At 60.7% G+C, this 26,782-nt stretch carries 31 protein-coding genes; 19 read left to right on the top strand and 12 right to left on the bottom strand.

Annotated elements, in window-relative coordinates; all coding sequences use genetic code 11:
* The first annotated feature begins 6 nt into the window (after positions 1-6).
* The 3 genes from AC0L3D_RS01210 (at position 7) to phnE (ending at position 2,480) form a co-directional block, all read left to right on the top strand.
* A complete protein-coding gene (locus AC0L3D_RS01210; protein ID WP_473627437.1) occupies positions 7-864 on the top strand; it encodes a PhnD/SsuA/transferrin family substrate-binding protein in 858 nt (285 codons plus the stop codon).
* A gap of 79 nt (positions 865-943) precedes the next feature.
* Positions 944-1,693: a phosphonate ABC transporter ATP-binding protein gene (locus tag AC0L3D_RS01205; RefSeq protein WP_023799564.1), complete on the top strand. Its 750-nt coding sequence runs from the start codon at positions 944-946 to the stop codon at positions 1,691-1,693.
* On the top strand, positions 1,686-2,480 hold the full coding sequence (gene phnE / locus AC0L3D_RS01200; RefSeq protein WP_287227132.1) for a phosphonate ABC transporter, permease protein PhnE: 795 nt from the start codon (positions 1,686-1,688) through the stop codon (positions 2,478-2,480). The genes AC0L3D_RS01205 and phnE overlap by 8 nt, the downstream gene beginning before the upstream one ends.
* A gap of 69 nt (positions 2,481-2,549) precedes the next feature.
* Here phnE and AC0L3D_RS01195 read toward each other — a convergent pair whose 3' ends face one another.
* A complete protein-coding gene (locus AC0L3D_RS01195) occupies positions 2,550-3,659 on the bottom strand; it encodes a calcium:cation antiporter (RefSeq protein ID WP_473642748.1) in 1,110 nt (369 codons plus the stop codon).
* A gap of 395 nt (positions 3,660-4,054) precedes the next feature.
* On the opposite strand from AC0L3D_RS01195, the gene AC0L3D_RS01190 reads away from it, so the two are divergent.
* Positions 4,055-4,711, top strand: coding sequence for a TerC family protein (locus tag AC0L3D_RS01190; RefSeq protein ID WP_128167821.1), 657 nt, complete (start codon positions 4,055-4,057; stop codon positions 4,709-4,711).
* Positions 4,712-4,821: 110 nt separating this feature from the next.
* Here AC0L3D_RS01190 and AC0L3D_RS01185 read toward each other — a convergent pair whose 3' ends face one another.
* Together AC0L3D_RS01185 and AC0L3D_RS01180 are read right to left on the bottom strand one after the other, a co-directional pair.
* Entirely contained in the window at positions 4,822-5,952 is a 1,131-nt protein-coding gene (locus AC0L3D_RS01185; RefSeq protein ID WP_128167820.1) for a site-2 protease family protein, read from the bottom strand.
* Positions 5,953-6,398: 446 nt separating this feature from the next.
* Positions 6,399-6,836, bottom strand: coding sequence for a CBS domain-containing protein (locus AC0L3D_RS01180; RefSeq protein WP_287138799.1), 438 nt, complete (start codon positions 6,834-6,836; stop codon positions 6,399-6,401).
* 220 nt (positions 6,837-7,056) lie between these two features.
* Here AC0L3D_RS01180 and AC0L3D_RS01175 point away from each other — a divergent pair, with 220 nt between their 5' ends.
* Positions 7,057-7,467 (top strand): DUF427 domain-containing protein, encoded by a 411-nt coding sequence (locus tag AC0L3D_RS01175; protein ID WP_473627435.1) that lies wholly within the window; start codon positions 7,057-7,059, stop codon positions 7,465-7,467.
* 59 nt (positions 7,468-7,526) lie between these two features.
* Here the strand turns inward: AC0L3D_RS01175 and AC0L3D_RS01170 are convergent, their stop codons facing one another.
* Together AC0L3D_RS01170 and AC0L3D_RS01165 are read right to left on the bottom strand one after the other, a co-directional pair.
* Positions 7,527-7,940: an HD domain-containing protein gene (locus tag AC0L3D_RS01170; protein ID WP_287244669.1), complete on the bottom strand. Its 414-nt coding sequence runs from the start codon at positions 7,938-7,940 to the stop codon at positions 7,527-7,529.
* A gap of 149 nt (positions 7,941-8,089) precedes the next feature.
* Positions 8,090-8,344: a hypothetical protein gene (locus AC0L3D_RS01165; protein ID WP_023799556.1), complete on the bottom strand. Its 255-nt coding sequence runs from the start codon at positions 8,342-8,344 to the stop codon at positions 8,090-8,092.
* A 251-nt stretch (positions 8,345-8,595) separates the two neighbouring features.
* Between AC0L3D_RS01165 and AC0L3D_RS01160 the strand changes: the two genes are divergently transcribed.
* Positions 8,596-8,937, top strand: a complete 342-nt coding sequence (locus tag AC0L3D_RS01160; RefSeq protein WP_128167818.1) for a hypothetical protein — start codon at positions 8,596-8,598, stop codon at positions 8,935-8,937.
* Positions 8,938-8,999: 62 nt separating this feature from the next.
* Here the strand turns inward: AC0L3D_RS01160 and AC0L3D_RS01155 are convergent, their stop codons facing one another.
* From AC0L3D_RS01155 to AC0L3D_RS01140, 4 genes are all read right to left on the bottom strand, one after another.
* Complete coding sequence (locus AC0L3D_RS01155; protein WP_473642746.1) at positions 9,000-10,406, bottom strand: PAS domain S-box protein; 1,407 nt, start codon at positions 10,404-10,406, stop codon at positions 9,000-9,002.
* Between the two features lie 169 nt (positions 10,407-10,575).
* The gene (locus AC0L3D_RS01150) at positions 10,576-10,740 is read right to left on the bottom strand and encodes a DUF3309 family protein (protein ID WP_023799553.1); all 165 of its coding nucleotides are present in this window, start codon (positions 10,738-10,740) and stop codon (positions 10,576-10,578) included.
* A 362-nt stretch (positions 10,741-11,102) separates the two neighbouring features.
* Entirely contained in the window at positions 11,103-11,324 is a 222-nt protein-coding gene (locus AC0L3D_RS01145; RefSeq protein ID WP_023799552.1) for a hypothetical protein, read from the bottom strand.
* Between the two features lie 8 nt (positions 11,325-11,332).
* A complete protein-coding gene (locus AC0L3D_RS01140; RefSeq protein ID WP_084646754.1) occupies positions 11,333-11,515 on the bottom strand; it encodes a hypothetical protein in 183 nt (60 codons plus the stop codon).
* A gap of 170 nt (positions 11,516-11,685) precedes the next feature.
* Here AC0L3D_RS01140 and AC0L3D_RS01135 point away from each other — a divergent pair, with 170 nt between their 5' ends.
* From AC0L3D_RS01135 to AC0L3D_RS01115, 5 genes are all read left to right on the top strand, one after another.
* Positions 11,686-12,117, top strand: coding sequence for a hypothetical protein (locus tag AC0L3D_RS01135; protein ID WP_023799551.1), 432 nt, complete (start codon positions 11,686-11,688; stop codon positions 12,115-12,117).
* A 337-nt stretch (positions 12,118-12,454) separates the two neighbouring features.
* Entirely contained in the window at positions 12,455-12,661 is a 207-nt protein-coding gene (locus tag AC0L3D_RS01130; protein ID WP_023799550.1) for a hypothetical protein, read from the top strand.
* 63 nt (positions 12,662-12,724) lie between these two features.
* Positions 12,725-14,131 carry a Do family serine endopeptidase gene (locus AC0L3D_RS01125; RefSeq protein WP_473627434.1) on the top strand — a complete coding sequence of 469 codons (1,407 nt, stop codon included), beginning with the start codon at positions 12,725-12,727 and terminating at the stop codon, positions 14,129-14,131.
* A 174-nt stretch (positions 14,132-14,305) separates the two neighbouring features.
* Positions 14,306-14,743 (top strand): DUF2267 domain-containing protein, encoded by a 438-nt coding sequence (locus AC0L3D_RS01120; RefSeq protein WP_287171980.1) that lies wholly within the window; start codon positions 14,306-14,308, stop codon positions 14,741-14,743.
* Between the two features lie 50 nt (positions 14,744-14,793).
* On the top strand, positions 14,794-15,258 hold the full coding sequence (locus tag AC0L3D_RS01115; protein ID WP_287227103.1) for a YbhB/YbcL family Raf kinase inhibitor-like protein: 465 nt from the start codon (positions 14,794-14,796) through the stop codon (positions 15,256-15,258).
* Between the two features lie 26 nt (positions 15,259-15,284).
* On the opposite strand, the gene AC0L3D_RS01110 is transcribed toward AC0L3D_RS01115, so the two are convergent.
* The gene (locus AC0L3D_RS01110; RefSeq protein WP_473642744.1) at positions 15,285-16,760 is read right to left on the bottom strand and encodes an FAD-dependent oxidoreductase; all 1,476 of its coding nucleotides are present in this window, start codon (positions 16,758-16,760) and stop codon (positions 15,285-15,287) included.
* Between the two features lie 79 nt (positions 16,761-16,839).
* The gene (locus AC0L3D_RS01105; protein WP_473642742.1) at positions 16,840-17,049 is read right to left on the bottom strand and encodes a hypothetical protein; all 210 of its coding nucleotides are present in this window, start codon (positions 17,047-17,049) and stop codon (positions 16,840-16,842) included.
* Positions 17,050-17,114: 65 nt separating this feature from the next.
* Here AC0L3D_RS01105 and AC0L3D_RS01100 point away from each other — a divergent pair, with 65 nt between their 5' ends.
* The gene (locus AC0L3D_RS01100) at positions 17,115-17,759 is read left to right on the top strand and encodes a hypothetical protein (protein WP_473627431.1); all 645 of its coding nucleotides are present in this window, start codon (positions 17,115-17,117) and stop codon (positions 17,757-17,759) included.
* A 143-nt stretch (positions 17,760-17,902) separates the two neighbouring features.
* Here the strand turns inward: AC0L3D_RS01100 and AC0L3D_RS01095 are convergent, their stop codons facing one another.
* Complete coding sequence (locus tag AC0L3D_RS01095) at positions 17,903-18,961, bottom strand: LacI family DNA-binding transcriptional regulator (protein WP_128167811.1); 1,059 nt, start codon at positions 18,959-18,961, stop codon at positions 17,903-17,905.
* A 211-nt stretch (positions 18,962-19,172) separates the two neighbouring features.
* On the opposite strand from AC0L3D_RS01095, the gene AC0L3D_RS01090 reads away from it, so the two are divergent.
* The 7 genes from AC0L3D_RS01090 (at position 19,173) to AC0L3D_RS01060 (ending at position 26,760) form a co-directional block, all read left to right on the top strand.
* Entirely contained in the window at positions 19,173-20,162 is a 990-nt protein-coding gene (locus tag AC0L3D_RS01090; RefSeq protein ID WP_023799541.1) for an autoinducer 2 ABC transporter substrate-binding protein, read from the top strand.
* An 89-nt stretch (positions 20,163-20,251) separates the two neighbouring features.
* Positions 20,252-21,766, top strand: a complete 1,515-nt coding sequence (locus AC0L3D_RS01085) for a sugar ABC transporter ATP-binding protein (protein WP_473627429.1) — start codon at positions 20,252-20,254, stop codon at positions 21,764-21,766.
* A complete protein-coding gene (locus AC0L3D_RS01080) occupies positions 21,759-22,760 on the top strand; it encodes an ABC transporter permease (RefSeq protein WP_023799539.1) in 1,002 nt (333 codons plus the stop codon). Before AC0L3D_RS01085 ends, AC0L3D_RS01080 begins: the two co-directional genes overlap by 8 nt.
* On the top strand, positions 22,757-23,752 hold the full coding sequence (locus AC0L3D_RS01075) for an ABC transporter permease (protein WP_473627427.1): 996 nt from the start codon (positions 22,757-22,759) through the stop codon (positions 23,750-23,752). The genes AC0L3D_RS01080 and AC0L3D_RS01075 overlap by 4 nt, the downstream gene beginning before the upstream one ends.
* A 5-nt stretch (positions 23,753-23,757) precedes the next feature.
* Complete coding sequence (locus AC0L3D_RS01070) at positions 23,758-24,606, top strand: sugar phosphate isomerase/epimerase family protein (RefSeq protein ID WP_128172184.1); 849 nt, start codon at positions 23,758-23,760, stop codon at positions 24,604-24,606.
* Positions 24,607-24,610: 4 nt separating this feature from the next.
* A complete protein-coding gene (locus AC0L3D_RS01065; protein ID WP_473642740.1) occupies positions 24,611-26,071 on the top strand; it encodes an FGGY family carbohydrate kinase in 1,461 nt (486 codons plus the stop codon).
* Entirely contained in the window at positions 26,068-26,760 is a 693-nt protein-coding gene (locus AC0L3D_RS01060; protein ID WP_287175330.1) for a class II aldolase/adducin family protein, read from the top strand. The genes AC0L3D_RS01065 and AC0L3D_RS01060 overlap by 4 nt, the downstream gene beginning before the upstream one ends.
* Positions 26,761-26,782: the final 22 nt, after the last annotated feature.

The following is a 26,782-nucleotide window of genomic DNA, read 5'->3' as shown; positions in this document are numbered from 1 at the left end:
AAAACGATGATCCGCAGCATCGCAACCGCACTCGCCCTGACGCTTGCCTCCGCCGTTCCAGTGTTTGCGGAGCCAGTGAAATTCGCGGTAACCGACATGGAGGGACTGGAGGCTCTTCAGCAGGAATTCGGTGCTTTCCAGACCGCTCTTGAGGAGGCGACCGGCCTGGATGTCGAGCTGTTTCCGGTCAGTTCGCGGACCACCGCCGTCGAGGCGATGAATTCCGGGCAGGTCGATCTTGTCCTGACCGGTCCTGCAGAATACGTCGTCATGAAGGAATTAAGCCAGCCGAAGATTGTTGTCGCCTGGCAGCGCCCCGACTATTTCGCTCAGATCGCCGTGCTGGCGAATGGACCGATCCGCTCGGTCGAAGACTTGATGGGCAAGAAGGTCGCATTCGGCTCGGTCGGCTCGACCTCCCAGCACCTCGGCCCCGCGCAGGCGCTGGCCGATTTCAACCTGAAATATGCCACCGATTACGAACCAGTAATCATATCGCGCAACATCGCGGCTGAGGCTCTCATCCGCGGCGACATCGCCGCTATCGGCTTGAATTTCGGCTATCTCAACTCGGTCCGGGAAGCATTCCCCGACGTTGCCTTCTCGGTCATCGCACGGGGCCGCGATCTGCCGAACGACATTCTTGTCGCCCGCAAGGACATTTCAGATGACGTGTTCGTCAAGATCCGCGATGCCTTTGCGAAGAATGGCAATGAGCTGATGAAAGCGATCCTGACCGGCGAGGACAACCAGAAATTCAAGGGCGGTTTCTTCCTGACTGATGTCAGGGACTCGGACTACGACTATGTCCGCTCGATGTACCGCACGATCGGAATCGAGACCCTCACCGACTTCGTAAACTGAGGCTCGCTCCTTTTCAGCGACAACGCCGGCGGCTAACCGCCGGCCTGTTTCGCAGTTCGGTCTGGGCCAAGAGGTCACTATGACAGCGATCATTCGGGCGCACGATCTTGCGAAGAGCTATGCGAACGGAAAGGTCATTTTCTCCAGTATCGGCCTCACCATAGCATCGCGCGAACGGGTTGCCCTGATTGGCTCGAACGGTGCTGGAAAATCCACCCTGCTCAAATGCCTCATTGGTCTTCTACCGTCGAGCGGTGGCGAGGTCGTCACCCTCGGCGAGAGCTTCCGCTCGGCGCCGTCCGTCGCCCAGCTGCGGCGCATACGCAGGCAGATCGGATTTGTCTTCCAGCACCACGGACTGGTCAGCCGACAATCGGTTCTTACAAACGTTTTGCAGGGCAAGCTCGGGCTGCCCGGCGGCTGGCGCGGCTGGCACCATTCCATCGCAAAGCAACACTGGCGCGAGGAAGCAATGCAGGCCCTCGCCGAAGTGCGGCTTCTCGGCAAGGCGGGCGCCCGCGCCGACGCGCTTTCTGGAGGGCAGGCGCAGCGGGTGGCGATTGCCCGTGCGTTGATCCGGCGTCCGAAGCTTTTGATAGCAGACGAACCGGCGGCAAGTCTCGACCCGGCGGCTGGACATGATGTGATGCGCGTCTTCTCCGAGCTGACCCAGGAACAGGCGATCACTTTGGTCTACACCACGCACGACATGGAGCATGCTCTCGACTACTCCGACCGCTTGATAGCGCTCAAGGCGGGCAAGGTCTTCTTCGACCGACCGACGGCGCAGGTGACCCGCGCTGATCTGAAAGACGTCTTCGATGCATGACCGCCTTTCGCTGAGCCGGATTCCATCGATCTCGCCAGTCACTTTCAGCTTTGCCGTCGCTTTGGCCGCTCTCGTGATCGTTTCCGCCGGGCAGGTCGCACCTTCGCCGGAACAACTGGCAGGCGGGGTGCCCCGAATGGTCCGTCTCGTCGGCCGCATGATACCCCCAAATGTCGAGCCAGGGTTCCTCCTGAGGGTTTTCTGGCGCATGGTCGAAACGTTTCAGATAGCGCTCGTGGGGACAGCAATAGGTGTCGTCCTCAGCTTGCCGTTTGCCTGGCTCTCGGCCAAGGACATAACCCCGATCGGCCCGTTCCGGCATATCTCCAGGATGCTGGTCTCGTTGTTCAGGACTGTTCCAGATTTGGTCTGGGCACTACTTTTCGTGTCAGCCGTTGGTCTCGGGGCGGTTGCCGGCACCATGACCATCGTCGTCGATACGATCGGCTTTTGCGGACGCTTCTTCGCCGAGGCGATGGAGGATGCCGACGAAAGACCTCAGGAAGCGCTGTTTGCAATCGGCGCCGGACGATTCTCTGTTCTGTGCGGGGCAGTACTGCCTGACGCCATGCCGTCCCTGATAAACACCACGCTCTTCGCGCTTGAAAAGGCAGTGCGCTCGTCCGTTGTTCTCGGCCTCGTTGGAGCCGGTGGCATCGGACAGGAGCTGAAGGTCGCGTTCGATCTTTTCCAATACAGGAATGCCTCGACCATCATTCTCGTGATCTTTGCCATCGTGGTGTTGATGGAGTTCGTGACGGATCGCTTGCGCTCGAAGGTCCAGTAGTTGCAGGCTAGGCATGTGCGCCGCAAATCGACAGGACGCAGCGATGGCCGAAGACGGAGGGTCGATCACCTACGGCACGAAGATAAGGAACAGATAGGCGACAAATACGACGAGATGAACGAGCCCCGTCAGCATCGTTGTTCGGCCCGTCCCAAAGCTCACGATGCTGATGGCAAGCGCGAGGATGAGAAGCACGGTATCCCCCGGACCCAGACCAAGAGTCAGGCTTCGTCCGGTGAGCAGGCTCGCCGCACAGATCGCCGGGATTGTCAGGCCGATTGTGGCGCAGGCCGAGCCGAGGGCGACATTCAGCCCTCGCTGAAGCTCGTTATTGAGCGCTGCCCGAACCGCCGATAGCGCCTCCGGCATAAGCACAAGCGCAGCGACGAAGAAGCCCACGATGGCGTCCGCCTGGGTAACTTGAAGAAACTTGAGCCCATTCTCGATGCTGCCGGCCACCTGCTCGGTCAGAAGAACGATCCCTGCCAGTCCGACAAATAAGAGGAGCACATTGGTGGTCACTTTCTCGCCCTCAGATACATGCTTGTCATGTTCCGCGCTGGACGTCAGGTCTTCGATAAAATCGCCCCGATGGCGCACCATCTGGGCAAAGACGAAGGCACCATAGAGGAGGATTGAAAGAACGCTCACGAAAGCGAGCTGCGAGGCGGAGAACGTACCGGGGCTTGTTGCAAGCGTGTAGTTTGGAAGGATCAGCGTAAGAACTGTCAGCGCCATAATGACGGCAAGCGAGGCGTTGGTGCCCTGTCGTTTGATGTCCTGATATCGATGCTTCAGCCCACCCAGAGTGAGGCAGACCCCGACGACGCCAGCGCAAACGATCATGACCGTCGAAAACACAGATTCGCGTGCCAGCGTCGGATTGTTCTCGCCGTGCAGCATCATCGAAACGATGACCGACGCTTCGATGGCCGTCACCGAAAATGTCAACAGCAGCGTGCCATATGGTTCACCGAGCCGCAGTGCGACGGCTTCTGCATGATGCAAAACCACAAACACTGTCGCGAAGATGAAGATAGCGACGACGATCAACGCCAGGATTTTGATCGAGAGCGGCGAATGCTCGATCGACGCGGCGCCGAAATGAATGAGTGCGGCCAGGCCCAAGGAGCCGATTGGGAACAGATATTTGCCGATCGGTCGCCGATGAGCAGCCAAGACGGAATTCCTTCATCGCCATCGACGGTCGCAGATCGGGTGTTGGAGAAATTTACCGAAGCGCACTGTATCAGTCTACTTGCGGCTGCCGGCCCGTTCAATGGCCGCGTGGCCGATCGACCTGGCTTAACCAGCTTGCCGAACTCGATGCCGCATATGCGGATCACAATTAAGCCTTGAGTTTTTGCGCTTGGGGCAATAGCTAGGTGCTGCCAGGCCGGGCCCCTCTGGCAGTCCATCAGGACTGCGATGTCGGACTGGAATTCCAATCCGGGTGGCCTGGCTTTGAGTTTTCCTCAGCTGTAGCGGCATTTCTCTTGTCACACGCGGTGTCCGCGTTGCTCTACGGTTATACTCGCAAGCCGCGTCACCCTAGCTGAACGCAAGGGTGCCGTATGACAGATTTTTTCAGTCCCGAAGCAATGACCGCTCTCATGCAGGTCATCATGATCGACCTGGTGCTGGCCGGCGACAATGCCATCGTTATCGGCCTTGCCGCGGCCGGACTACCCAAAGAGCAGCGCAGAAACGCAATCGTCGTTGGCATAATCGCAGCGGCCGTTCTGCGCATCGGCTTTGCGGCCGCGACAACCCAGCTCCTGCAGATCGTCGGGCTGCTGTTCGCCGGCGGTCTTTTGCTGTTGTGGGTCTGCTGGAAGATGTGGCGCGAACTCCGGCAAAACCATGCGCAGGAAGCACAGGCGATCGAAGCGCTTTCGGAAAGCGACGTCGACTACGATGGCGTCGTAGCTGGCAAGGCTCCGCGCAAGACCCTGGCCCAGGCAACCTGGCAGATCATCATCGCCGACGTCTCCATGTCACTCGACAATGTTCTGGCGGTAGCCGGTGCTGCGCGCGAACATCCGAACGTGCTGATCTTCGGCCTTGTCCTCTCCGTCGCGCTGATGGGCATCGCTGCAAACCTCATTGCCAATCTGCTTCAGAAGCACCGCTGGATCGCCTATGTCGGGCTGGTGGTCATCCTCTACGTAGCTGGCGACATGATCTATCGCGGTGCGCTTGAACTTCTGCCTCACGTTCCGGGCGCTTGAGACACAGAAAAAGGGCCGGGACGACCTTCGTTCCGGCCGATTTCTGCTTATCGCTCCGCTACGATTTAGAGCGCACTCACCCGATCCGGCGGTGAAAAGAATCCTCGTGCTCAGATCCGTGTGAATCGCGGCTTGGCCCCACGCAAACGACCAAATCGGAAGGCATCCGACACGGCTGAGCGGATCATGAGCATCTCGCCTATGGTTTCGTGTGTCATGAGCCCGACCAGCCGGTCGGAACTGTCGACGACGGCTACAGCAGGCACGTCTGCCTGCTGCATCAGCCGCAGGCTTTCCTCGAGACTTTTGCGGTAATGTATTTTCGGGATATCGTGCCGCATTGCGCTCGCGACCGGTGCGGCGGGTCCCTTTTCCTTCAATGTCCGGATCATGTCGTTGCGTGTCACCAATCCTTCAAGATGGCCAGCGGAGTCGACGACAGGGAATTCGTGCTGCGTCGTCGCGAGCAGCATCTCGATTGCCTGGTCGAGCGTCGCCGACCGTTCCAGCCGGGCGAACTCGGTGATCATCACATCCGCGACAAGGACGCTTGTGGCTACCTCCCGGATCTGTGCGTTTTGCGCTTCCGCTGCCGCGGCGAGATAGACGAAGATGCCGATGAAGATCAGTAGCGGATTGTAGAACAGCCCAACAAAACCGAAGACGAAGGCCAATCCTTGCCCGATCATGGCTGCGATCTGGGTTGCGCGCGACCACGACAGGCGGGCGGCGAGTGCGGCGCGCAGGATACGGCCGCCATCCATCGGGAAGGCTGGGATCATATTGAAGATGACCAGGAAGACATTGACCCCGGCAAGCCTGGCGAGAAAACTCATACGCGGATCCTCGATCCCGGCCATCTGTTCGACGCCCGCCGACCCGCCGAGCAGGACGAAGATCAGCGCGGCGATCGCGACATTGACCAGCGGCCCCGCGACCGCGATCACGAACTCCTGCCCCGGCTCTTCGGGCATGCGTTCGAGCCTGGCGACGCCGCCGATCGGGAAAAGCGTAATGTCCGGCGTGTTGATGCCGAAATACCGCGCAGCGGCGATGTGGCCGAACTCATGCAGGACCACGCAGGCAAAAACCGCAATGATGAAGGCAACGCCTTGCCAGGCCGCTGGCGTGCCGCCGATCTGATAGTGCGTCAGCCAGATCCAGACGAGCAGAAGCAGGAAGGTAAAGTGAACGCGCACGGTGGTGCCGGCGATCGTCCCGAGGTTCAGCGACCAACCCAAATCCGTCCACTCCGAGAGGCCCGACGTTCGCAAGAGGCCCCACCTTGGCAACAGGCCCCACCTTCGCAACAGGGTTTGGCAGGACGCTTGCAATCGTTCGAGAACATCAGGTGCTCAAGCTCATCGTGTGCGACTAAGGGCTGCCCGGCCGCGAGATGCCCGCCTCGGTGTCGCGCGGTCCCGTCGCAAGAACAGCTTATCACGACACGACATCCGGGTGAACGTCTCGGCGCGTGATCTGACGCGTCCGCGCCTGCACGATGATTTCGCCCTGCCGCGCTTTTTTCGGCGCTGAAGGACACGGTGCTTCGGATCGTTGTCATGGATGCTCCTGAACCTTTGCCGAAAACATCGCAAATGCAGAAGGCTCCGGCGGGGCGCCGGCGTTAGCCGACGCACCGCGAAACAAGTGATGTTGACCTTGCGCCGACATGTCGCGGCGTTAGTCAGTGAGCAGTCTGCGAATGCTCGCCGCCCGGCTTCGAGATGTCGCTTAAAGCTTCTCCCGCTTCTGCCGCTTCGCCATTCGTCGCGAGATCGCCAAGCGAGATGATGCCGACGAGCCTCTTGTCGCGGTTCAGAACCGGGAGCCGACGTACCTGCAGGTCGCCCATGTTTTCAAGCACATGCTCGACGTCTTCGTCATCGAAGCAATATTTGACCTCCGGGCTCATGACATCACGCACCTTCGTGTCAGGTCCCTTGCCCAATGCTACGCCGCGGATCGCGATATCTCGATCGGTGATCATCCCGACCAGCCGGTCGTGGTCGCCCACGGGCATCCCTCCGGCGTCAAGCCTGCCCATCATCTCAGCCACTTCGCGGATCGACTGTTCGGGGTTAGCGACTTGTACATTCCTCGTCATGCAGTTGCCGACCTTCATGGCAATCTCCCTTAACTTGCGAAGCCCCGCCGCCGGTTCCGGTGTCAATCTAGGAAACGAACTCTTCGGCGGTAACGTTCCCTTGAATCTGAATGCCCCGCGGGAGGTTTTTCATCTGTCGCCGGCTCCCCCGATGTCGCGGCTCCAATGAGCCTAAGCGGTTGGAACCCTGACGGGCGATACGACGTTCCAGGAGATCGGCAGCCAACGGAGAAGTCGAATGCAGCCCTTAGCCGTAAATTCCACCAGCCGTCCCGGCGCGCTGACGATTACCCCGTTCAATGGAACCGTGACGGTCAGGTTCTCCGACGCGATCATTGCCTCGACAGAGCGGGCAAAAGTGCTCCATGAAGAGGGGCAAGCTCCGGTCTTCCATATCCCCTTCGAGGATATCTATTTCGACCTTCTGGAGAAAACCAACACCACAACCCACTCCCCGCTGAAGGGCACGGCCAGTTACTGGCGGGTCCACGCGGTCGGCGGAGCGGCCGACGACTTCATGTGGGCCTACGAGACGCCCGACACGCCGGCATTGGCCATCGCCCGCCATGGCGCCTTCGATCCCAGCAAGGCGCGGATCGATGCCGATCCTGCCGAGGACAAGCGACATACGCCTCACATCCCCGAATAGAGCCTCGCATGAAGGTCGCACATCGGCCGATCACGCCACAGGCGACAATCCTCTCGTCATCAGGAGAATTCTTCGTCGAGGATCCGCAGTCCGTCTTCATATTTCGATGTCGACGCGCCAATCTGCTGTGCTTGCCATAAATTGTCGGCAAGATCGGCGCGCTTGACCGGCAGCGCCAATGGGTTGGCTGCTGCTCTGCGCACGAAAGCGAGGTCGTCCTCGTGCGGCCTGCGTGTCATCGCATCGACTGCCGACACGATGGAGGTTCCGAAACCTGCCGCCTCGAGCCGCTCGCGATCCCAATCGTCGCTTTTCTCAACAACGTCATGGAGGTAGGCAACGGCCTTCTGGTCGAGCGTTTCGACGGCATCAACGACCCGGCGGCAATGCTCAATATAGGGCCGTCCGGTCTTGTCCGTCTGCCCCGCATGAGCTTGTTCGGCGATTTTTGCCGCGCGGTAAAGGAAGCTCACTGCCTCGATCCTTGCTGGCCTGTGTGATGCTGCAACCGGCCTTGTTCCGGTCCACAACATGCCTCACCGAACGCGCGACGATTGCCTGAAGTTCCACAGAATGGGCAAGGCTCCGGCGCCGAAACATCTCCAGCGCCGCGAGGGCAGCCTTACAGCTTGCTGCCGCCCTGGTCGCGGGACGCTCCATCGACAATGCCGGAACTGGGCAGAATTCCAAAATCCTGCGACTTGGCACCTTGTGCCGCTGTCAAAAATCCGTCCGCGTGGAGACCGCGCCGCAGCAACTCCCTCACGGCCGCAGACCGGCTTGGCATGCGCCTTTCGAAGCGCCAGTTTTCCAAAGCAGCCAATTCCTCCGAGGTTAGCATGATCTGCAGTCGTTCGGGTCTTTCCAGCTCGGCCATTTCTGCCCTCCAGCCGCTCAAAGTTAATATTTGTCTAAGAAGTAGGAAAAGCCTCGTCAGCCGTCAAGACCGGCTCATTGGCCATCGGCGTGAAAGGTTCACAGTTACTGTCAAGCGTCGATCGTGTAGCCTGAGCGGTATGCTAACTTGTTGATTTTGTGTGTTGTTTGATGGATTACGCTTGTCATTCGAGCTGCTATGGCACATGCTGATCTTGAGGGACAAACCGCTCCTGAAAGGAAGGGTTTTCCATGAGAGACGGTTATTCGGCCCATTTGTGTCACGACGTTGACCTGCAAGTTTGGGCAGCCGCCCGGGATAAGGGGATACTCAATGTCACTGCGGTGGCCGAGGCTGTGCGGCTGCGAAACCTCGCAGAAAACGTTGCGCTTGAAGACGTCGAATGCCTGGTGTTGCAAGCCGCCCAGTTCTACGGGGCGGCCATGGAATTCGACAGCCTGACCGTGTTTGAACCAGGTAACGTCGATCGGCACTCGCTTGGCTGCGATGCCCTGCCTGGAAGAGGCGACGTCGATGTTCTGGAGGACAGGGCTGTTTCGCCTTATTTTCGCCCGCCGGACCAAACGCAATAAGTCTGGCCGAACACAGTCGGTCGCGGGGAAGGGCTCAGCTTCACGAGCGCGGCGAAATTCCTTCAATCGGCCGCGATTTCGGCCAGTGATGTCTGGACGAAATGCAGCGGCGCCTCGAGCGTCCAGGTGATGCCTCGGGCGTGGAACTCCAGCCGCCCGCTGCCGCTGAGAGCCTGCGGCGCCACTCGCTCGAGCACGACCAGTCCGAAACCGCGCGCCCTGACAGCGTCCAGGATTGGCCCGTCCAACTCACGCCAGACCAGTCGAAAGGTCTCAGCGCCGTCGCCCGCAGGGACCACGTGCCAATCGATCTCGACGCGTCCGCCGTTGCACGACAGCGCTCCATGTTTTGCCGAATTGGTGGCGAGTTCGTGAAAGGCTATGCCGAGATACTGGACGGCGTTCGGCTGCAGTACCACCAGTGGCCCGGCCATCGACACGCGGGACTGCGCTGCGAAGGCCTTGAGCTGTGCCTGGATGAGCTCGCCGACCGTCGCGCCGCGCCATTCGGCATTGACCAGGAGATCATGGGATTCCGAAAGCGCCATGATGCGCTCTCGAACTTGCCCGAGGAAAGCCTCAGGTGTGCTCGTCAGCTTGCTTGTCTCGCGGATCATCGAGATGATGACCGAATACTGGTTCTTCACCCGATGGTTGACCTCGCGCATGAGCAGTCGGATGCGCCGTTCGTTCTCCTTGTGGGAACTGATGTCGCGCGCGATCTTGGAGGCGCCGACGACCCGCCCGATCCCGTCGCGGATCGGTGAGACGGTGAGCGAGACCGAAACGAGCGTGCCGTCCTTGCGCAGGCGCATCGTCTCATAGGAGGGGACGCGTTCGCCGGCGCGGATGCGGCTGATGATCGAGACTTCCTCGTCGAGACGGTCAGGCGGAATGAGCATCGTCACCGGCCGGCCGATCGCCTCGGCAGGCGTGTAGCCGAACAGGCGTTCTGCAGCATCGTTCCAGCTGGTGATGATGCCATTCATGTCCTTCGAGACGATGGCGTCCATCGACGACTCGACAATGGCGGCAAGACGCATGCGGGCTTCATCGCCCAGCGTCTGCGTGCGCAGGTCGAGCAGCGTGTTGATGGCACCGACTACATTGCCCGCTTCGTCGCGAAGCAGGCGTGGGTGAGCCCTGAATGGGACCAGTTCGCCATTCGGCCGCTCCGCAATCGCCTGGTCCCAGGAGACATCCCGCCCTTCGCGCAGCGCCACGGCCATCGGACACTCGCCATGCGCCATATCCCGACCGTCCAGATGACGAAGCTTCCACGAGCCGCACCATAGGTCCCGACCGATAACAGGACGATGGCCCCAGAGTTCAGCTGCGGCTTCGTTGAAGAAGGTGATGTGTCCCTGCCCGTCGACGGTGTAGATGGCGACCGGCAGTGCCTGCATCAGATCGGCAGTGGGAATGCCCGGAACTCCGAGGCCGACATCGGCTTGTTCAACGAAGTTCACTTATGGCGCCATTCTCGTGGATTTCTGAGCGGCTATAATGCCCTTGAGCGGTTTCGGTTCCGTCCGGACAATCACGTGCGGCCCCCTTTGCCCGCAGTCGCGGCGACATTCCTGGGCAAGGCATCAGGCCCACACAGGATCATCGCCAAATTGTCCGCCTAATCGTGTACTAAATGCGCCCGAGAAGGACCAGGATAATAACGATCAGCAGCACGAGACCGAGGCCACCGCCACCATAATAGCCGGTGCCGTAGAACGGTCCACCACCCAAACCGCTGAACCCGCCAAGCAAGATAAGGATCAAAATGATGATGAGTATGGTTCCGAGGCTCATGGTGGTTCTCCCATTCGTGCGCTGCCGCGCCGTACAAGGGCACGTCCATGCGCCTGTTGATGACGGTATGAACTCCCAGAGGGGGCTTCCTGTTCCACCGGAAGTAGCATCGCTGTCGCTCGTCTAGCGGGAAAAGCCGGTAGGCTGACGAGACAGCCCGCCGGCCGGGAGCCGCGGGCGACAGGCTTTCTCAGCCTCGGACCGCCTGGAGGAACGGCGATCACAGCAAAAATGCCTGACGCAGTCGGAAGTTGCGGCGGTAGGCCAAAGAAGGCCACAGCCACTGGCGGTGCTCACAGTCGACGGCCGGATGATGCTTGGCACCTCCATGCCGCACGCTTCGCAGGGGACGTGAATACAATTCACCTTCCTTTGTTTGCCGGCCGGGTGCCACCGCCCTTCTTTTCGGGGTCATGAGTATGGTGGCTGTCGCGTTCGCCTCCGCCGCCTGAGATCTTGCTGCGGCTGCGCAGATCGGAATCGGCTGGCGGCTTTTCTATCACCAGCGGCTCCTTGGCGTTTTCGTGCGATGCGCCAGGACCGCCATGGCGAATACTGGCGCGGGTCTTCTTCGACGTGGACATGAAATCACCTAACGGTCCTGCTGGTGGCCTTGATGGGTCGTATTGACCTTCGTGTTGCCCTGCTGGCCCTGTTTGTCGGGATTTGGGGCGGAATGGCTGTGCTGCGTTTGGTCGACAGGAACCGACTTGTTATCGCCCGGACCCTTTGGGCTCTGGTTCTCTGCCGGAACGGGTGGTGGTTTTGTGCTCATGACCGTCTCCTTTCACTAGCCAAAACAAGCAGGCCCCCCGGAAGGTTCCTGATCCGAACCGGGCGAGGGGCAAACTCCTGACATTGTCAATTCCGGCCTTGTCGGCGCGTCGCAGCGCAATAATCTTCTGTTAGGGCGTGGGCACTTCCACCTGTTGAAAGGAGCCGACCATGAAACACCAAACACTCGACCAACTGCAGACAGTTGCGAAAGTTGAGCCCTCGGCGACATACCCGACCATGACTCGGGCGCAGCGGATCGAGCGTTGGGCAGAGCTTCTCGAACAAAATCCACGGCGTTGCCTCGGAGCCCTTTCAGGCACCGAATATCTCAGTCCTGAAGCTCGTGACGTAGCGCGTGGCGCGGGGTCGCCGATCACCGTTGCCTATGAGGATCCGGTGCTGCGCGCCATGGGTCTGAAAGATGATACCTACGGTGAGGCAAAGCGCTTCTTCGAGCTAAGTGACTGGCAGTTGCACAACATCGTCTGTCACTGTCACGTTGGTGCTACGATGCAAGCGCGATGGGCTGCCGCCAGAGTCCGCCGGACGATTACCGGGAACAGACTTCTGGCCTGGCTGAGGGCAAGGTTTGTGCATTGAGGCCAGCCCAGAACGGTGACGACAAGTCTTGATCGTTCTCGTTAGCGGCTGGCCGGCAAAAGGCTGGTGGCATCGCCGGCGCCGCAGTGTTGATCGGGCCGACGCCTTGCATTCAGGGCGGCCGGACGAAGGCTCATGGCCGGGTCCCTTGTCCGGGGGCAGGAAGCTCGATTCATGTGAACACGGCCCGCGCCCCTGATCCATGCCACCACCGATGCATCGTTGGCGGAATCTCGTCCCTGTGACATGCCTGCAATCGCGTCTGGGAACTTTTCTGGAGGCACATGGTTGGAATGTGCGGCTGAAAGAATCCGGGCCTGTGCCAAGGAGGTTCGCCATGAAGCTTCGCGAGTTGATGGACCAAGTGAAGGATCTGCCCCCGGATACCCTCGTCTGTGCCGCCGAGATTGACGAGGCCTTTGCGGCCAACATTGCCGGCATAGAAACGGTAGAAGGTGCCCGGATCGAAAGCCGGAAACCGGACGGCACCGAAGCTGTCGAACTCGCCAACGGGAACGACAGGGTTGTCGTAATCCGCTGGTGAACCGCTGGCTCATGCCGGAGCGGCCGCATGCTTGATCACTGAACGCTGGAGGCGTCGCAGGCCATGTTACCGGTATTGAATAAAAGACTTTGCGCCGGCCTGATCGCCGGAACTCTGATGCTCTCGGCCGGCGGCTTTGCTCCGCTCGCAGCTCAGGAAATCCCAAACGACTTCACGGCGATCGTGCGCGAGAAAATTCCAGCCGTGGTCGCAATAACGACCAAACAGATCATCCAGGACCAGGCGACGCTGGGCGACTTTCTTAGTCCTTTCGGCAGTCCCGGCCTCGGACCGGCGCAACCGCAGGTGCGAGAGGCCCTTGGTTCCGGCTTTGTGATCAGCCCCGAGGGGTACATCGTCACCAACAACCATGTCGTTGCCGATGCAAGCGAAATTCATGTCGTATTCTCCGACAAGGAGACGTTGCCTGCGCAGCTCGTCGGCCGCGATCCGGCAACCGACCTCGCGGTGCTGAAGATCGACCCGCGGTCCAATATGACAACGACCGCCTGGGGTGACTCCGATGCAGTACAACCCGGCGCATGGACGATCGCTATCGGCAGTCCGTTCGGGCTCGGTGGCACCGTTACCGTCGGCGTGCTTTCGGCCCGTTCGCGCGACATCAATGCCGGTCCTTACGACGATTTTCTCCAGACCGACGCCTCAATCAATCGCGGCAATTCCGGCGGCCCGCTGTTCAATGCGCGCGGCGAAGTGATCGGGGTCAATACGGCCATCGTATCTCCCACAGGTGGCAGCATAGGGATTGGCTTTGCGGTACCATCCCGCACCGCCCGGAACGTCGTCGACCAGTTGATCCGCACTGGCCGGATCGAGCGCGGTTTCATCGGGGTGCGTCTCCAGGAGGTCACCCCGTCGATTGCCGAGGCGCTTGGAATATCCGGCAGCAAGGGAGCGCTGGTCGCCTCGGTCGAACCCGGCAGTCCGGCAGAGCAGGCAGGCATACAGGCGGGAGACGTGATTACACGCTTTAACGGCAAGGACATCCAGAGCGTCCATGATCTGACGCTCGCGGCTGCGAGCCAAAAGCCGGGAACAAAAACGACGCTGACACGGAACCGCGGAGGCAGCCAACAGGAAATAGCTCTGACCATCGGACAACGCAACGATGAGGAGCAACAGACCAGCGCCGTTCCGAAGTCGGAAACGGCCGACACGCGTCTTGGATTGTCGCTCAGCCCAATCCCGGATGAGGCACGCCAGCAGCTCGGACTCCAGCCGGATACTACAGGCGTGTTCGTCCAGGAAGTGGCTCCAAACAGCCTCGCCGCCGAAAACGGCGTTCAGCCCGGCGATGTGATCGTCTCGGCCAACAACCGGGATGTGACACAGCCGTCGGACATCCAAGAGGAGTGGGCGAAATCCCGCCAGCTGAACAAGCCGATGTTGTTCCGCATCAGCAGGCAAGGGCAATCTCTTTTCGTTGCCGTGGCCACGGCCAAATCTTGACGGGCCAAATCTTGACGGGCCAACTCTTGACGGGAACGCGTTAAGTTTGGCGAACGTAAACTTGGCCGAATAGATCACCCGCCTTCGCGAGAGGCGGCCTTTAGGGACGGGAACAACAGCCGACCAAGGCCGTTTCGTCCAATGAGTCATTCAACCTGTTGAAAGGAGGCTTCGATGAGCGCCACCGGACTCGAAGTATTCGACAAGACGCTGCAGATAACAAACATCTGGCTCGACGAGATCATGACCGAGATTGGACCGGATCGGCAGGTCGCATGGCATGTGCTTGGAGCGGTGCTCCACGCCCTGCGAGACCGCATGCAGCCGGATCTTGCCGCCCACCTGGGCTCGCAGCTGCCGATCCTCGTGCGCGGCGCCTACTACGACCAATATCAGCCCTCCAAGACTCCCGAGAAGTTGCGGTCGCTCGACGAGTTCCTGGCCAAAATCAAGGCGGAGCTGGAATTCACCCGACCGGTCGATTCCAAGGATGCATTCAGGGTCGTATCCCAGGTTCTCGCTCACCATGTGGGAGAGGGGCAGATGATCAAGGTTTGGGAATCCTTGCCAGCAGAAATCAGGCGCGTCGCGGAAGCTCAGCAAGCGGCGTGAAATAGCGCCAGATATAGCTGGCTGTAGCGCTTGTTCTTGGGGAGATGGAAATGCCACTCACCCTTATCAGCCCGGCGTTCCCGGCGGCCGGGAAAATCCCTGAAAGGTATACCCGCGACGGCGAGAACGTCTCACCACCGCTAAAATGGTCCGGTGTTCCGAACGGTACCAAGAGCCTTGTTCTTGTCGTGCAGGATCCCGACGCGCCGAGCGGGATTTTCGGGCACTGGGCGGTGTTCAATATCCCGCCCGATGCGAGCGAACTCACCGAGGCGCAGGATGGCAAGCCAGGCCCGTCGGCACTCAGGCAAGGCACCAACGATTTCGGCAATGCCTATTACGACGGCCCGCAGCCGCCGGTGGGACATGGCGTCCATCATTATCATTTCCGGCTGGCCGCGCTCGACGTGCCGAGCCTCAGTGTGCCGGGACAGGCGGGCGTGCAGCTCGTCTGGAAGGAAGCCCAGAAGCATGCGCTGGAGCAGACTGAGCTGGTCGGAACCTACGCACGGTAACACCGGGCCGCGCCAGTCGCTGCCTCTTATAGCGCGGCCGGCGCAAGCGGCTTTCGAGCTGGGCCATGGATGACCGAACCGTCGGCGGCGAAAATCGAGCCATGGCAAGGACAATCCCAGGTGTTGTCCGCATTGTTCCAGGTCACCGTGCAGCCCTTGTGGGTGCATGTCGCCGAAACCGGGTGGAGCACCCCTTCAGCGTCTCTCCACGCCGCGATCTTTTCGTCACCCCTGACGATCACACCGCCCATGCCGGGCACGATGTCGTCAAGGCTTGAGACAATCGATTGGCTGCGGCCATTCCTGTGAAAGTCCTCGGGATAAGGCCGCGCCGGATCATAGAGCTTTTGCCATGGGCTCGGCCGCGCGCAGATCAAATCCGCGATCATCATGCCTGCGGCCGTTCCATTGGTGATGCCCCAGGCGTTGAAACCCGTGGCAATATGAAACCCGGAGGCTTTGTCCGGATCGGGCTCGCCGGCATGCGGAACCCTATCGGCCGTATCATAGTCCTCATTACACCAGCGCCACGCAACGTCCCCAACTGGAAGGCTCATTCTTACCCATTGTTCCAGCTCGACAAACCGTTTCGCCACGTCGCCGTCCTGGCCCGTGTCAAACTTGGGGCCGAGCGCGACCAGCAGCGGGCCTTCGGCGTCGCGGCCGGTGCGGATGGAATGCGTCGGATCGTCGATGCCGATGAACATGCCGTCGACAGCACGAGGGTCATCGATCCGAAACGCCATGGCAGTGTGGCAGCGCGGCTGGGTCCGGTTCGCCATGCCGACGGGGCTCTTCAGCGTCATGTTGGTGGCGACGACCACATGCTCGGCGTGAACGGTGCCGCTGTCGGTAACGACGCGCCAGCGGCTTGCCTCGCCGATCGAGATCGCGCGGCTGTTTTCGAAAATCCGTCCGCCACGGGCCGTCACTGCTTGAGCCAGGCCAACCAGATACATCGCCGGATTGAACTGCGCCTGGTCGGAAAAACGCAGAGCGGCGGCCGTTTCGAAAGGCAGCGGCGCGCGCTCCAAAACATCGGCGTCCAGCCCAACCTGGCGCGCGGCCTCCGCCTCGGCCACGATCTCCGCGCGCCGGCTTGCATCGCAGGTGTAGGTATAGGCGTCCTTGGCCTCGAGATCGCAGGCGATGGCGTGGTCGCGAACCCATTCCCGGATCTGGATGGCGCCGGCGGAATTCGCATCGGCATAGGTCTGCGCCAGGCCCCGCCCGAACGTGTCGATGAGATGGCGATAGATCAGCGCGTGCTGCGTCGTGATCTTGGCCGTCGAGCGGCCGGTCACCTGGCCGCCTGTCCGCAGGCCTTCGATGACGATCACCGACCGACCGGCCTCGCAAAGGCGAAGCGCCGTCGTGAGCCCGACAATCCCGGCGCCCACAACAACGGCATCGGCATGGATCGAGCCCTCGAGCGGGGGATAGTTCGTAGCGGTGGCTGCCGCCACCCAACAGCTTCCCGGTTTTCCCGAAAGAATGGCCATTTCACCGGCGTCCCATGCGTTCGATGCATCTCCATCGACAACCCGCGCCGGCGCGAAAAAGTTCCGAGATCTACGGTCTTCAATGGTGGTTTCTTTGGAACTTCAGCAGATTATCGGGGCAGTCGAACGCAGCAACGGACGTGAATTGGTATAGGCAGATGCCATTACTGTTAGGCTGGCGGCCGAAGACTGCGCCGTTACGGCCTGTGGCGAAGGTCACCTGCGCGCGCCCGGCAAAGCCTGAAGAATGGTTCGAGCCACCCGCATCCAGTATTTTGGCGATAAACAATTCGTACCTTGTTTTTCCCCATTGCAATTGCCAACCATGGAAATGGATTGATTCGGAGCTTGTCTATGCGTGGACTGCAAGTGGCCCTGGCTGCGGTGATCTTGGGCATTTCAGTCAGTTCTGGACTTGCCGATGACAATTCTCCCTTTATCTATTTTGCGACCCAGGACGCTTTCGCAGACGGTTTGCCGACCAAGAATGATGTTTATGTCTTTGGTGGCGTCTTTGCGCACGGGGCCTTCGGGGACGCGATCAATGTTTTGGGTGCCGACTACACGGACAACTATATAATCGGAGCTGCATACGGTCGCGATTTCGTCGATATCGGCGCTGGCTTCGTTCTTGGTGGCGTCGCCGGCGCGGCCATAAGATTTGGCGAGGACGATGATACGACTGGCGAACTTTGGGCCGGAGCGCGACTGCGCCACCACGGCCTGGTCATTGGTGATTTGGCGATTGCGCCCGCACTGACTGCTGGATTCAGTGCCGTTACCGGCCCTACCGAGATCGAGCGCGAACGCGAAATCGTCCACGATGGCGATGCATCATTCCTCGGCTTCGTTGGTGCGGAGCTTTCGTTCAGAGTGAGGCAGGCTCCCAACGTCGAACTCGTCTACCAACTCCACCATAGATCCGGCGCCGATGGTACGTTTGGAGATATGACAGAGGGTTCCAATGCGAACGCCCTTGGAATCCGTTATCGCTTCTAACGCTCGGTGCTGTAGACCTTTTTACAGGCGCCTACGCACCCACCCGTTGGCTCGTGCTGAGGACGGCGACTCTCTCGTGAGAGTCGGCACGATGAACCACTGAAAATCTCAAGGCGGTTTCGCCCTATAGCGCCGGGTCACCCTCAGGCTATATCCTTCAGCGTGTCCAGCGGCCCTTTCAATGCAGACCTGGGCTGGATCAACTCTGGCGCGATCAAGAAGGTCTGCGGTGCCGTCGGCGGTTCATCGATCAGCTCGAATGCCTTCGTGATCATCGCCTCAACATTCTGCCGCACCATGATTACGGGGAAGGGCAGGAAGGAGCCGAAGGGGTCATAGTCGTAGCAACCGACGACGAGTTCGCTGAACATTTCCGCCGGCCGGCCGGCCATGAAACGCAGCAGACCTTCCATATTGATCGACGAATTGATGAACAACGCGCGCGGCAGCTTGCCACGGCATTGGTAAAACGCCTCGAAGGCACGCAAAGTTATATCAGGCGAATAGCCGGAGGACTGCACACCATCGTCAGGGTCGGCGCCCAGCAGCGCCTTCTTGGTCGCATGGAAAGCGGCGATGCGTTCGCGGCTGGCGTGGTCGTTGCGGCCGCCAAACAGAAACAGCTCGTCCGGCCGCAGAGGATCGTCGTTGCCGAAGTGGCGGATGATTGCTTCCGTCAGCATCCGCGCGCCCTGATAATTGTCGCTGATCACCGAATGCGCCTTCGCTCCCGGCAGGTCGATGTTGATATGCCTCAGCCCCGCCAGTTCGCAGACCTCGTGCACGCCATCGGGATCGGTGGCGCCGACGATGAAGAGCTGGTCGATTGAATAGGAGATCAGCGTCTCCGCGGTCCGCCGTTCCTCTTCGGGGTCGCGGCTGGCGCTAACCACGACCGGGCATTGGCCGCGGCTGCGCACATGCCCCTCAAACGTCTGCGCCATGGAGGAGAAGTAGCGATTGTCGTGGACGGGCAGCATCAGGCCGACCAGGCCCGATCGCGAGCGTCGCAAGCCTCGCGCTTGCAGATTGGTGGTGTATTGGTGGAGTTCGGCGAGACCGAGAATTGTTTGCGCCGTACTTTCCTTGATGCGGCGCTTGCGCCAAGTGCCGTTCAGGACGGCACTCACGGTCGACGGCGAACTGCCCGACAGCACGGACAGGTCATAGATCGTCGCCTTCTTCTTGACCCGCTGATCCATCTGGCGCCTCCGGCGCGTCTATTTAGAGCAATATCCCGCTTGACGAGAGCTTCTCGATGCACAATAGTTTCTGCACCATCGATTGTGCAAGCGAAAACCGGTGGATGATCGATGGGGAAGTGCCCCGTCTCTTTCGGGGAGGTTTCTAACGGCCGCCGTCGTTCGACGGCTCGAGTGTGTTCCCACTAGGAACGTTATGGGAGGAGTACAGATGAAAAAGCTCTTGATCGCGGCGCTTGCCGTGACCCTTATGATTGGCGGATCATTCGCTGCGATGGCACAGCAGGCCGGCAAGGTCGGCGTCGTCGTCAAGATCGGCGGCATTCCGTGGTTCAACGCAATGGAGGCGGGTATCAAGGAGCGCGGCGAGAAGCTCGGGATCGACGCATTCATGGTCGGCCCGACCAGCGCTGATCCAGCACTGCAAGTTCGCGCCATCGAGGATCTGATCGCGCAGGGCGTCAAGGTCATCGGCGTCGTGCCGAATGACGCGAAAGTGCTTGAACCGGTCCTGCAGAAGGCCAAGGACGCCGGCATCATCGTCATCACACATGAATCGCCTGGCCAGAAGGGCGCCGATTGGGATTTCGAACTCGCGTCCGCCACCGGCTTCGGCGAGGCTCACGCCAAGCTCCTGGCGGAGAAGATGGGCGGCAAGGGTGAGTATGCAGTGTTCGTCGGCTCGTTGACGGTGCCGCTGCACAATGCCTGGGCCGATGCGGCAATCGAGTATCTGAAGAAGAATAATCCCGACATGAAACTCGTCGGCGAACGTTACGGCGTCGCCGAGGATGTAGACAAGAGCCGGAGCACTGCGCTTGATCTGATTTCCGCAAATCCCGGCCTGAAGGGCTTCCTCGCCTTCGGCAGCCAAGGCCCGATCGGCGCTGGCCGCGCAATCGAAGAGCGCCGGAAGGTGGGCGAAATTTTCGTGCTCGGACCATTCTCGCCAGGCCAGGGCCGGAAGCTCATCAAAAGCGACGCGATCTCCGGCGGCTTCATGTGGAATCCGAAGCAGGCGGGCGAGGTTTTCGTCACGCTGGCCGATCATCTCATGAAGGGCAAAGAGATCAAGGATGGCGATACGATCGAAGGGCTTGGGACAGTTAAGCCCGACTTCGAAAACCGTAACATCATCGTCGATCAACTCGTCCCCATCAACAAGGATACTGTCGACGATCTCGCGGCGATGGGCCTGTAAAGCCTCCCAAGGCTAATGGCAGTCGGGCCCGGCCTCGAACCGGCCCGGCTGCAGGATTGCAAACGCGATTGGATCCAGGTTTCGACTCGATGGCTGATCAGGCACTCGATGGCGCCGCACCACGGCCGCTGCTGTCGCTCCGCAACGTCAACATGACGTTCGGCGGCGTGAAGGCGCTGAAGAATGTCAGCTTTGAGGTGTTGCCGGGCGAGGTGCATTGTCTTGCCGGCGAGAACGGCTCCGGCAAGAGCACGCTGATCAAGATCATTACAGGCGTGTACAAGCCCGAGGCGGGCGCCGAAATCGATTATGATGGCCAGAGCTACTCCCATATGTCGCCGGTTACGGCGCAGGCCAGCGGAATTCAGGTCATCTGGCAGGACCTCGCCCTGTTTCCCGAGATGACTGTCGCCGAGAATATCGCGTTCCAGACCGTCATCGGCCGCTGGCCGCGGCTGGTGAACTATGCCGAGATGCGTCGTGTCGCGATCAACGCCTTGCAACGTCTTGGTGTTACCTTCGATGTCGATCTGGCACTCCACCACTTTCCCATCGCACAGCGGCAGATCGTAGCAATCGCCCGCGCCCTCGTCGGTGAGGCCAAGCTCGTCTTCATGGACGAGCCGACGGCGTCGCTCACCCAATCCGAAACCGACTATCTGCTGGACGTTGTGCGCAATCTGTCGGCGTCGGGCGTCGCCGTTGTGTTCGTCAGTCATCGCCTGGCGGAGGTTCTTGAAATCTCCACCCGTGTCACCGTGCTGCGCGACGGCGCCCTGGTTGGCGTCTATCCAACCAAAGGCCTGACCCAGTCGCGCATCACCGAGTTGATGACGGGCAAGACCTTCGACTATTCCGTCCTGCATCGGGATTTAAGCAGGAGCCCGGTCATGCTTGAGGTCAAGGGACTGTCGCGGCCCGGCGAATTCGACGACGTGTCCTTGACAGTCCGGCGCGGCGAGACGCTCGGCATCACCGGGTTGCTCGGGGCAGGGCGCACCGAATTGGCGCTGACATTGTTTGGCATGCGCAAGCCGAAATCGGGCTCTGTCGCCCTGGATGGCAAACCCGTTCGCTTCGGTTCCAACCGTGACGCGATCGCCGCCGGCGTCGCCTATCTTTCGGAAGACCGGCTGTCGCTCGGTCTCATTCAGCCCCAGGCAATCGCCGACAACGTGGTCATCGCCTCGCTGGACAAGATCCTTACAGGCGGTTTCATTTCGAGCGATCGCAAGCGATCTCTGGTCAATCGCTGGATAAGGGACCTCGGGGTCAGGATCGGAAAGCAGGACGACGCGATCTCGACCCTGTCAGGGGGAAATCAGCAACGTGTCGCCATTGCAAAATGGCTGGCGACCGACCCGAAGCTGCTTATCCTCGACGCACCGACCGTCGGCGTCGATGTCGGCGCGCGCGCCGGCATTTTCGACATCGTTTCCAAGCTGGCGGACAGCGGCCTGGCCATTATCCTGATCTCGGACGAGGTGCCTGAAGTCTATTTCAACGCGGACCGGGTGCTGCACATGGCTCAGGGGCGCATTGTCGGCGAATTTACGCCGGGCGCTACGACCCTCCAGGCGATGGAGGAGGCGGTCTATGCGTAGGTTTGTCCGCTCCCACGCAACGGAACTGGCTTTGCTCGCCGTTATCGCAGTCATCTGCGTTTTCCTTTCGTTCGCGACGGACCGGTTCTTCACCCTCGGCAACGCGTTTGACCTTCTGAACACCAGCTCGGTCAACATCATCTTCGCCGTTGGCCTGCTGGTCGTGCTGATCGCCGGCGGCATTGACATCTCCTTCGCGGTTGCTGCCTCGGTTGTGCAATATCTGACCGCGACCGTCCTCGGCTGGATCGGCGGTGGGAATTGGATTGTCGGCTTCATCATCGCTGGCGCATTGGGCGTGGCGTTGGGCTGCATCAACGCCTTCCTGATCCACGGGTTCAGGATCATCTCGATCGTCGCCACGATTTCGACTTTCAACATTTTCTTCGGCTTGCTGATGTTTTTCACGGGCGGCGTGTCGATCTACAACCTGCCGGACTGGCTCACCACCCGCGTCGTGTTGTTCGAGCGAGAGATGGCTGACGGGACCTGGGCGGAGATCACCCTTCCTGTGCTCATTATGGCCATATGCGTGTTCGCTACCTGGGCGTTGATCACGCGCACCACCACCGGCCGCCAACTCTACGCATTTGGCGACAATCCGGAGGGCGCGCGCCGCTTCGGCATCAATATCGGTGCCATGCAATTTATCGCCTTCGGCTGGCTTGGCCTGATGGCGGGTATCGCCGGTCTCGTCCAAGCGCATTACGCGCAGGAGGTTGTGCCGAATGCCCTTTATGGGCGCGAACTCGACGTCCTGGCAGCCGTAGTCCTTGGCGGTGCGCGGCTCGGCGGCGGCAAGGGCAGCGTGCTCGGCTGCATTCTGGGCGTTCTGTTGGTCTCGATTACCCAGAACGGCCTAAATTTGATGGGCGTGTCGCCTTTCGCGTTCAAGATGATCGTCGGCGCCATCATTCTTGCCGCCATCACCCTGTCGAACACCAGCATCGAACGCCTGCTGCCGTTCCTGAAAAGCCGACGGGTGCCTTCATGACGGTTTTGATTGAACGCGTCCGCAACGCGCTCGGCCCCGAACTTGCAGGTCCGTTTGCCGCGTTCGTAGCTGTCATGATCGTGTTCGGTTTTGCGGCGCCGAACTTTCTTTCCCGCGCTACCTTTGGATCCGTTGCCTTCCAGCTGCCGGAACTCGGCCTCCTCACACTCGCCATGCTGCTGCCGATCCTGACCGGCGGCCTGAACCTGGCCATCACCTTCACGGCCAACATGGCCGGCCTGACGCTGGCTTGGGTACTGCAAAGCCAGGGAGGCGTCGAAGCGGGCATCGGCGCCTTCCTCCTTGGCTCGGCCCTTGCCATCGCGGTCGGCGCACTGAGCGGGCTGATCATGGGGCTCGTCATCGCCTACACCAAGGCTCACCCGATCCTGGTCTCGCTGTCGATGATGATCTTCCTGCGCGGTCTCGGCGAATTCCTGACGCGCGGCGGCGACGTGTCCGGCATTCCCGGTTTCCTGGCGCCGATCGGCTACGGTTCGATTTTTGGCATCCCGGTGCCGTTGCTCATCTTCATCGCTTGCGTGCTGATCTGGCACGTCTTGCTGACGCGCATGAAGCTAGGCTTCAACACCTACATGATAGGCTCCAATATCGAGGCCACACGCTATTCCGGTATCAATACGCGCAAGGTGCAGGTTCTCGTCTACACATTGTCCGGCGCGATGTGCGCGGTCGCCGGCATCATCATGCTGGCGCGCTTCAATTCGGTGCGTGTCGGCCACGGCGAGTCTTACCTGCTGATCACCGTGCTTGCCTGCTTCCTTGGCGGGGTCAATCCGTTCGGCGGCTTCGGTCGGGTGATCCCGGTCTTCGTTGCGCTCGTCGTGCTCCAGCTTCTGTCCTCGGGACTCAATCTGATGGGCGCAAGCCAGCACCTTGCGACGGCAGTCTGGGGCATCCTGATGATCACGGTGATGATCCTGCGCTGGCTTGCCGGGCGCCTCAAATTCCTGAACACAAACAGAGGGTGAGTTAGATGCATGGTTTTGGGGTCCACACCTCGATGTGGACGATGAACTGGGACCGGGCCGGGGCGGAGAAGGCGATCGCGGCTTCCGTCAAATACGGGATGGACTTTATCGAGATCGCGCTTCTGAACGCGCCGGCGGTCGATGCCGCGCACACACGCGCCTTGCTCGAAAAGCACAATCTTCCTGCCGTTTGCTCGCTTGGCCTGCCGGAGCGCGCCTGGGCCTCGGTGCGGCCGGATGCCGCCATCGAACATCTCGAAGTGGCGATCGACAAGACTGCGGAAATGGGCGCGCTGGCGCTTTCCGGCGTGATTTTTGGCGGTATCGGCGAACGCACCGGTCTGCCACCGACCGAAAAGGAATACGACAATATCGCCCACGTGCTGACCGTCGCCGCCAAGCATGCCAAGAAGCGCGGCATCGAGCTCGGAATCGAGGCGGTGAACCGCTACGAGAACCATTTGATCAACACCGGCGAGCAGGCCGTCTGGATGGTCGAGAAAGTCGGGGCCGACAACATTTTTGTTCATCTCGACACCTACCACATGAACATCGAGGAGAAGGGGGCCGCCAACGGCATTCTGGCTGCCCGCGACCACCTGAAGTACATCCACTTGTCTGAGAGTGATCGCGGCACACCAGGCACCGGCAACTGCCCCTGGGACGAGATTTACGCGACGCTGGCGGCGATCGGCTTCAAGGGCGGACTGGCCATGGAAAGCTTCATCAACATGCCGCCGGAAGTCTCCTACGGCCTCTCGGTCTGGCGGCCGGTTGCGAAGGACGAGGCCGAAGTGATGGGCAATGGCTTGCCGTTCCTGCGCAACAAGGCTCGCCAATACGGTCTGATCTGAGACGATGGGTGACGGGCAGAAGGCGGACGGCGCAAGGATCGCCGTCTTCGATGTCGGCAAGACCAACATAAAGCTCTCCGCAATGACGCTCGACGGCGTGCTCGTGGAGAGCCTCTCTGTCCGCAACGAAGTGCGGCCCGGTCCACCTTGGCGGCGGCACGATCTCAACGGCATTAGCGACTGGCTGTTCGGCTCGCTCGCCACTTTGTGCCGACACCATCCGCTGGAAAAGCTGGTCGGCACCGGACATGGCTCCGCGGGGGTCTTGGTGAACGCAGATCCCGACGAGACTTGTGCCTTGCCGATGATTGACTACGAGCAGGATCTGCCGCCTGCAATTCGCGAAGGCTACGCGCCGCTTTCGGGCGATTTCTTCGATCGCGGCAGCGCGATCATGCTAAAGGCCGCTCACCAGGCGCGTCAGCTGTACTGGATGCAGCAGGTTGATCCGGAGCGCGTCGCTCAGGCTCGTTGGTATCTGGGCTTGCCTCAATATTGGGCCTGGCGGCTGTCAGGCGTGCCATCGGCCGAAACGACGGTCCTCTCGGCGCAATCCCATCTGTGGAACAATGTGCGCAAGCAGTGGTCGCCCATTGTGGCGGGGCAGGGACGGCAGCGCCTCATGCCACGATTCCATCCGGCCTGGGAGAGGCTGGGGCCAATCCGGCACGATTTGGCGCGCCGGCGCGGCATACCGGAAAAGCTGTCTGTCCTGACAGGCGGCCACGACAGCAGCCTGAACCTCTACCGCTACCAGGCGGCAGGCATGCGCGACGCCTGCGTGATCTCTACCGGAACCTGGATTGTCGGAATGTGCGCGGCGACACCTCTCGACCAACTCGATGAAAATCGCGGAATGGTGCTGAACAGCGACGTGACAGGACGCCCGGTCGGCGGCGTTTTGACCATGGGCGGACGAGAGTTCAGTCATGTGGCAGGGCAGGGGCAAGAAGGAACTGCAGCCGACGCTGCGCTGGTCAGCTTGCTGATTGAGCGCGGCACTTTCGCATTGCCGTCGTTCGGCGACGATGACGGCCTGTTTCCAGGCAGCGCTGGGCTCGGCCGGTTTGAAGGGCCGCCTGCAGAAACCCCTGCAGAGCGCAAGGCGCTCGCGGTGCTCTACGCTGCGCTGTTGACGGTGGAATGTATCGATGCGCTGAACGAAACCGGGCTGGTTGCATTGGATGGCACCTTCCTGCGAGACCCGCTCTACGCCACACTGGTTGCGGCGCTGCGGCCAAACGCCGAAACGGTCTACAACCTCGACTCCTATGGCACCGCCTCGGGTGCGGCGCTGCTTGGCGAACACGAAACGCGTGACACGCCGGCTCCGATCGCGCTCAGCCTGCCGACTGCCTTTGCCGGCGATCGTGAGACGCTCGCAGCCTATGCACAGCGGTGGCGCGACCTGGCGAAGCGAAACAACCTGCAACGGGCCAAGACCAGCAAAAGGAACGATCGATGACTGATGACAGCGCTCTGCGCCGCGAGATGGTGGATGCTTGCCGCCGGATGAACTCAAGCGGCATCAACCAGGGCAATGCCGGCAATTTGTCGGTGCGCTCTAGCGACGGTTTCCTGATCACGCCCTCGTCGCTGCCCTACGAGACGATGACGCCCGAAGACATCGTCGAGATGGGCTTTGACGGCACCTATGTCGGCCGACGGCCCTCCTCGGAGTGGCGCTTCCACCGTGACATTTTGAAAGAGCGGCAGGAGATCGACGTCGTGCTGCATTGCCACTCGCTCTACGCCACGACGCTGGCCTGCCATCACAAGACGATCCCGAGCTTCCATTATATGACAGGGGTGGCGGGCGGTACGACCATCCGCTGCGCGGAGTACGCAACCTTTGGCACGCAGGCCTTGTCCGACAATGCCTTGGTTGCGCTCAAGGATCGCCTCGCCTGCCTGCTCGGCCAGCACGGCCAGATTTCGCTTGGCAAGACCATGGAAGCGGCGTTGTGGCTGGCGAACGAGGTCGAAACCCTGTCGCGCATGTATGTCCAGGCGCTTAGCCTTGGCGAGCCGCCGGTCCTTTCCGACGAGGAGATGGCGCGGGTGATCGAGCAGATGAGGAAGATGAGCTATGGCCAAGCGCCGGACCCGGAGGGAACGAACGACCTGGCGCGGCCACGCGACGCTGCGGTCTAGCGCTGCTCCGGCAGATTTTAGT

The organism is Mesorhizobium sp. WSM4837, assembly GCF_055811435.1.
This window is presented reverse-complemented; position numbering and strand designations above follow the sequence as displayed.

Coding starts and splice junctions, on each gene's coding strand:
- AC0L3D_RS01210 (WP_473627437.1), top strand. CDS start 7: ATGATCCGCAGCATCGCAACCGCACTCGCCCTGACGCTTGCCTCCGCC.
- AC0L3D_RS01205 (WP_023799564.1), top strand. CDS start 944: ATGACAGCGATCATTCGGGCGCACGATCTTGCGAAGAGCTATGCGAAC.
- phnE (WP_287227132.1), top strand. CDS start 1,686: ATGCATGACCGCCTTTCGCTGAGCCGGATTCCATCGATCTCGCCAGTC.
- AC0L3D_RS01190 (WP_128167821.1), top strand. CDS start 4,055: ATGACAGATTTTTTCAGTCCCGAAGCAATGACCGCTCTCATGCAGGTC.
- AC0L3D_RS01180 (WP_287138799.1), bottom strand. CDS start 6,836: ATGAAGGTCGGCAACTGCATGACGAGGAATGTACAAGTCGCTAACCCC.
- AC0L3D_RS01175 (WP_473627435.1), top strand. CDS start 7,057: ATGCAGCCCTTAGCCGTAAATTCCACCAGCCGTCCCGGCGCGCTGACG.
- AC0L3D_RS01165 (WP_023799556.1), bottom strand. CDS start 8,344: ATGGCCGAGCTGGAAAGACCCGAACGACTGCAGATCATGCTAACCTCG.
- AC0L3D_RS01160 (WP_128167818.1), top strand. CDS start 8,596: ATGAGAGACGGTTATTCGGCCCATTTGTGTCACGACGTTGACCTGCAA.
- AC0L3D_RS01150 (WP_023799553.1), bottom strand. CDS start 10,740: ATGAGCCTCGGAACCATACTCATCATCATTTTGATCCTTATCTTGCTT.
- AC0L3D_RS01145 (WP_023799552.1), bottom strand. CDS start 11,324: ATGTCCACGTCGAAGAAGACCCGCGCCAGTATTCGCCATGGCGGTCCT.
- AC0L3D_RS01140 (WP_084646754.1), bottom strand. CDS start 11,515: ATGAGCACAAAACCACCACCCGTTCCGGCAGAGAACCAGAGCCCAAAG.
- AC0L3D_RS01135 (WP_023799551.1), top strand. CDS start 11,686: ATGAAACACCAAACACTCGACCAACTGCAGACAGTTGCGAAAGTTGAG.
- AC0L3D_RS01130 (WP_023799550.1), top strand. CDS start 12,455: ATGAAGCTTCGCGAGTTGATGGACCAAGTGAAGGATCTGCCCCCGGAT.
- AC0L3D_RS01125 (WP_473627434.1), top strand. CDS start 12,725: ATGTTACCGGTATTGAATAAAAGACTTTGCGCCGGCCTGATCGCCGGA.
- AC0L3D_RS01120 (WP_287171980.1), top strand. CDS start 14,306: ATGAGCGCCACCGGACTCGAAGTATTCGACAAGACGCTGCAGATAACA.
- AC0L3D_RS01115 (WP_287227103.1), top strand. CDS start 14,794: ATGCCACTCACCCTTATCAGCCCGGCGTTCCCGGCGGCCGGGAAAATC.
- AC0L3D_RS01110 (WP_473642744.1), bottom strand. CDS start 16,760: ATGGCCATTCTTTCGGGAAAACCGGGAAGCTGTTGGGTGGCGGCAGCC.
- AC0L3D_RS01100 (WP_473627431.1), top strand. CDS start 17,115: ATGCGTGGACTGCAAGTGGCCCTGGCTGCGGTGATCTTGGGCATTTCA.
- AC0L3D_RS01095 (WP_128167811.1), bottom strand. CDS start 18,961: ATGGATCAGCGGGTCAAGAAGAAGGCGACGATCTATGACCTGTCCGTG.
- AC0L3D_RS01090 (WP_023799541.1), top strand. CDS start 19,173: ATGAAAAAGCTCTTGATCGCGGCGCTTGCCGTGACCCTTATGATTGGC.
- AC0L3D_RS01085 (WP_473627429.1), top strand. CDS start 20,252: ATGGCTGATCAGGCACTCGATGGCGCCGCACCACGGCCGCTGCTGTCG.
- AC0L3D_RS01080 (WP_023799539.1), top strand. CDS start 21,759: ATGCGTAGGTTTGTCCGCTCCCACGCAACGGAACTGGCTTTGCTCGCC.
- AC0L3D_RS01075 (WP_473627427.1), top strand. CDS start 22,757: ATGACGGTTTTGATTGAACGCGTCCGCAACGCGCTCGGCCCCGAACTT.
- AC0L3D_RS01070 (WP_128172184.1), top strand. CDS start 23,758: ATGCATGGTTTTGGGGTCCACACCTCGATGTGGACGATGAACTGGGAC.
- AC0L3D_RS01065 (WP_473642740.1), top strand. CDS start 24,611: ATGGGTGACGGGCAGAAGGCGGACGGCGCAAGGATCGCCGTCTTCGAT.
- AC0L3D_RS01060 (WP_287175330.1), top strand. CDS start 26,068: ATGACTGATGACAGCGCTCTGCGCCGCGAGATGGTGGATGCTTGCCGC.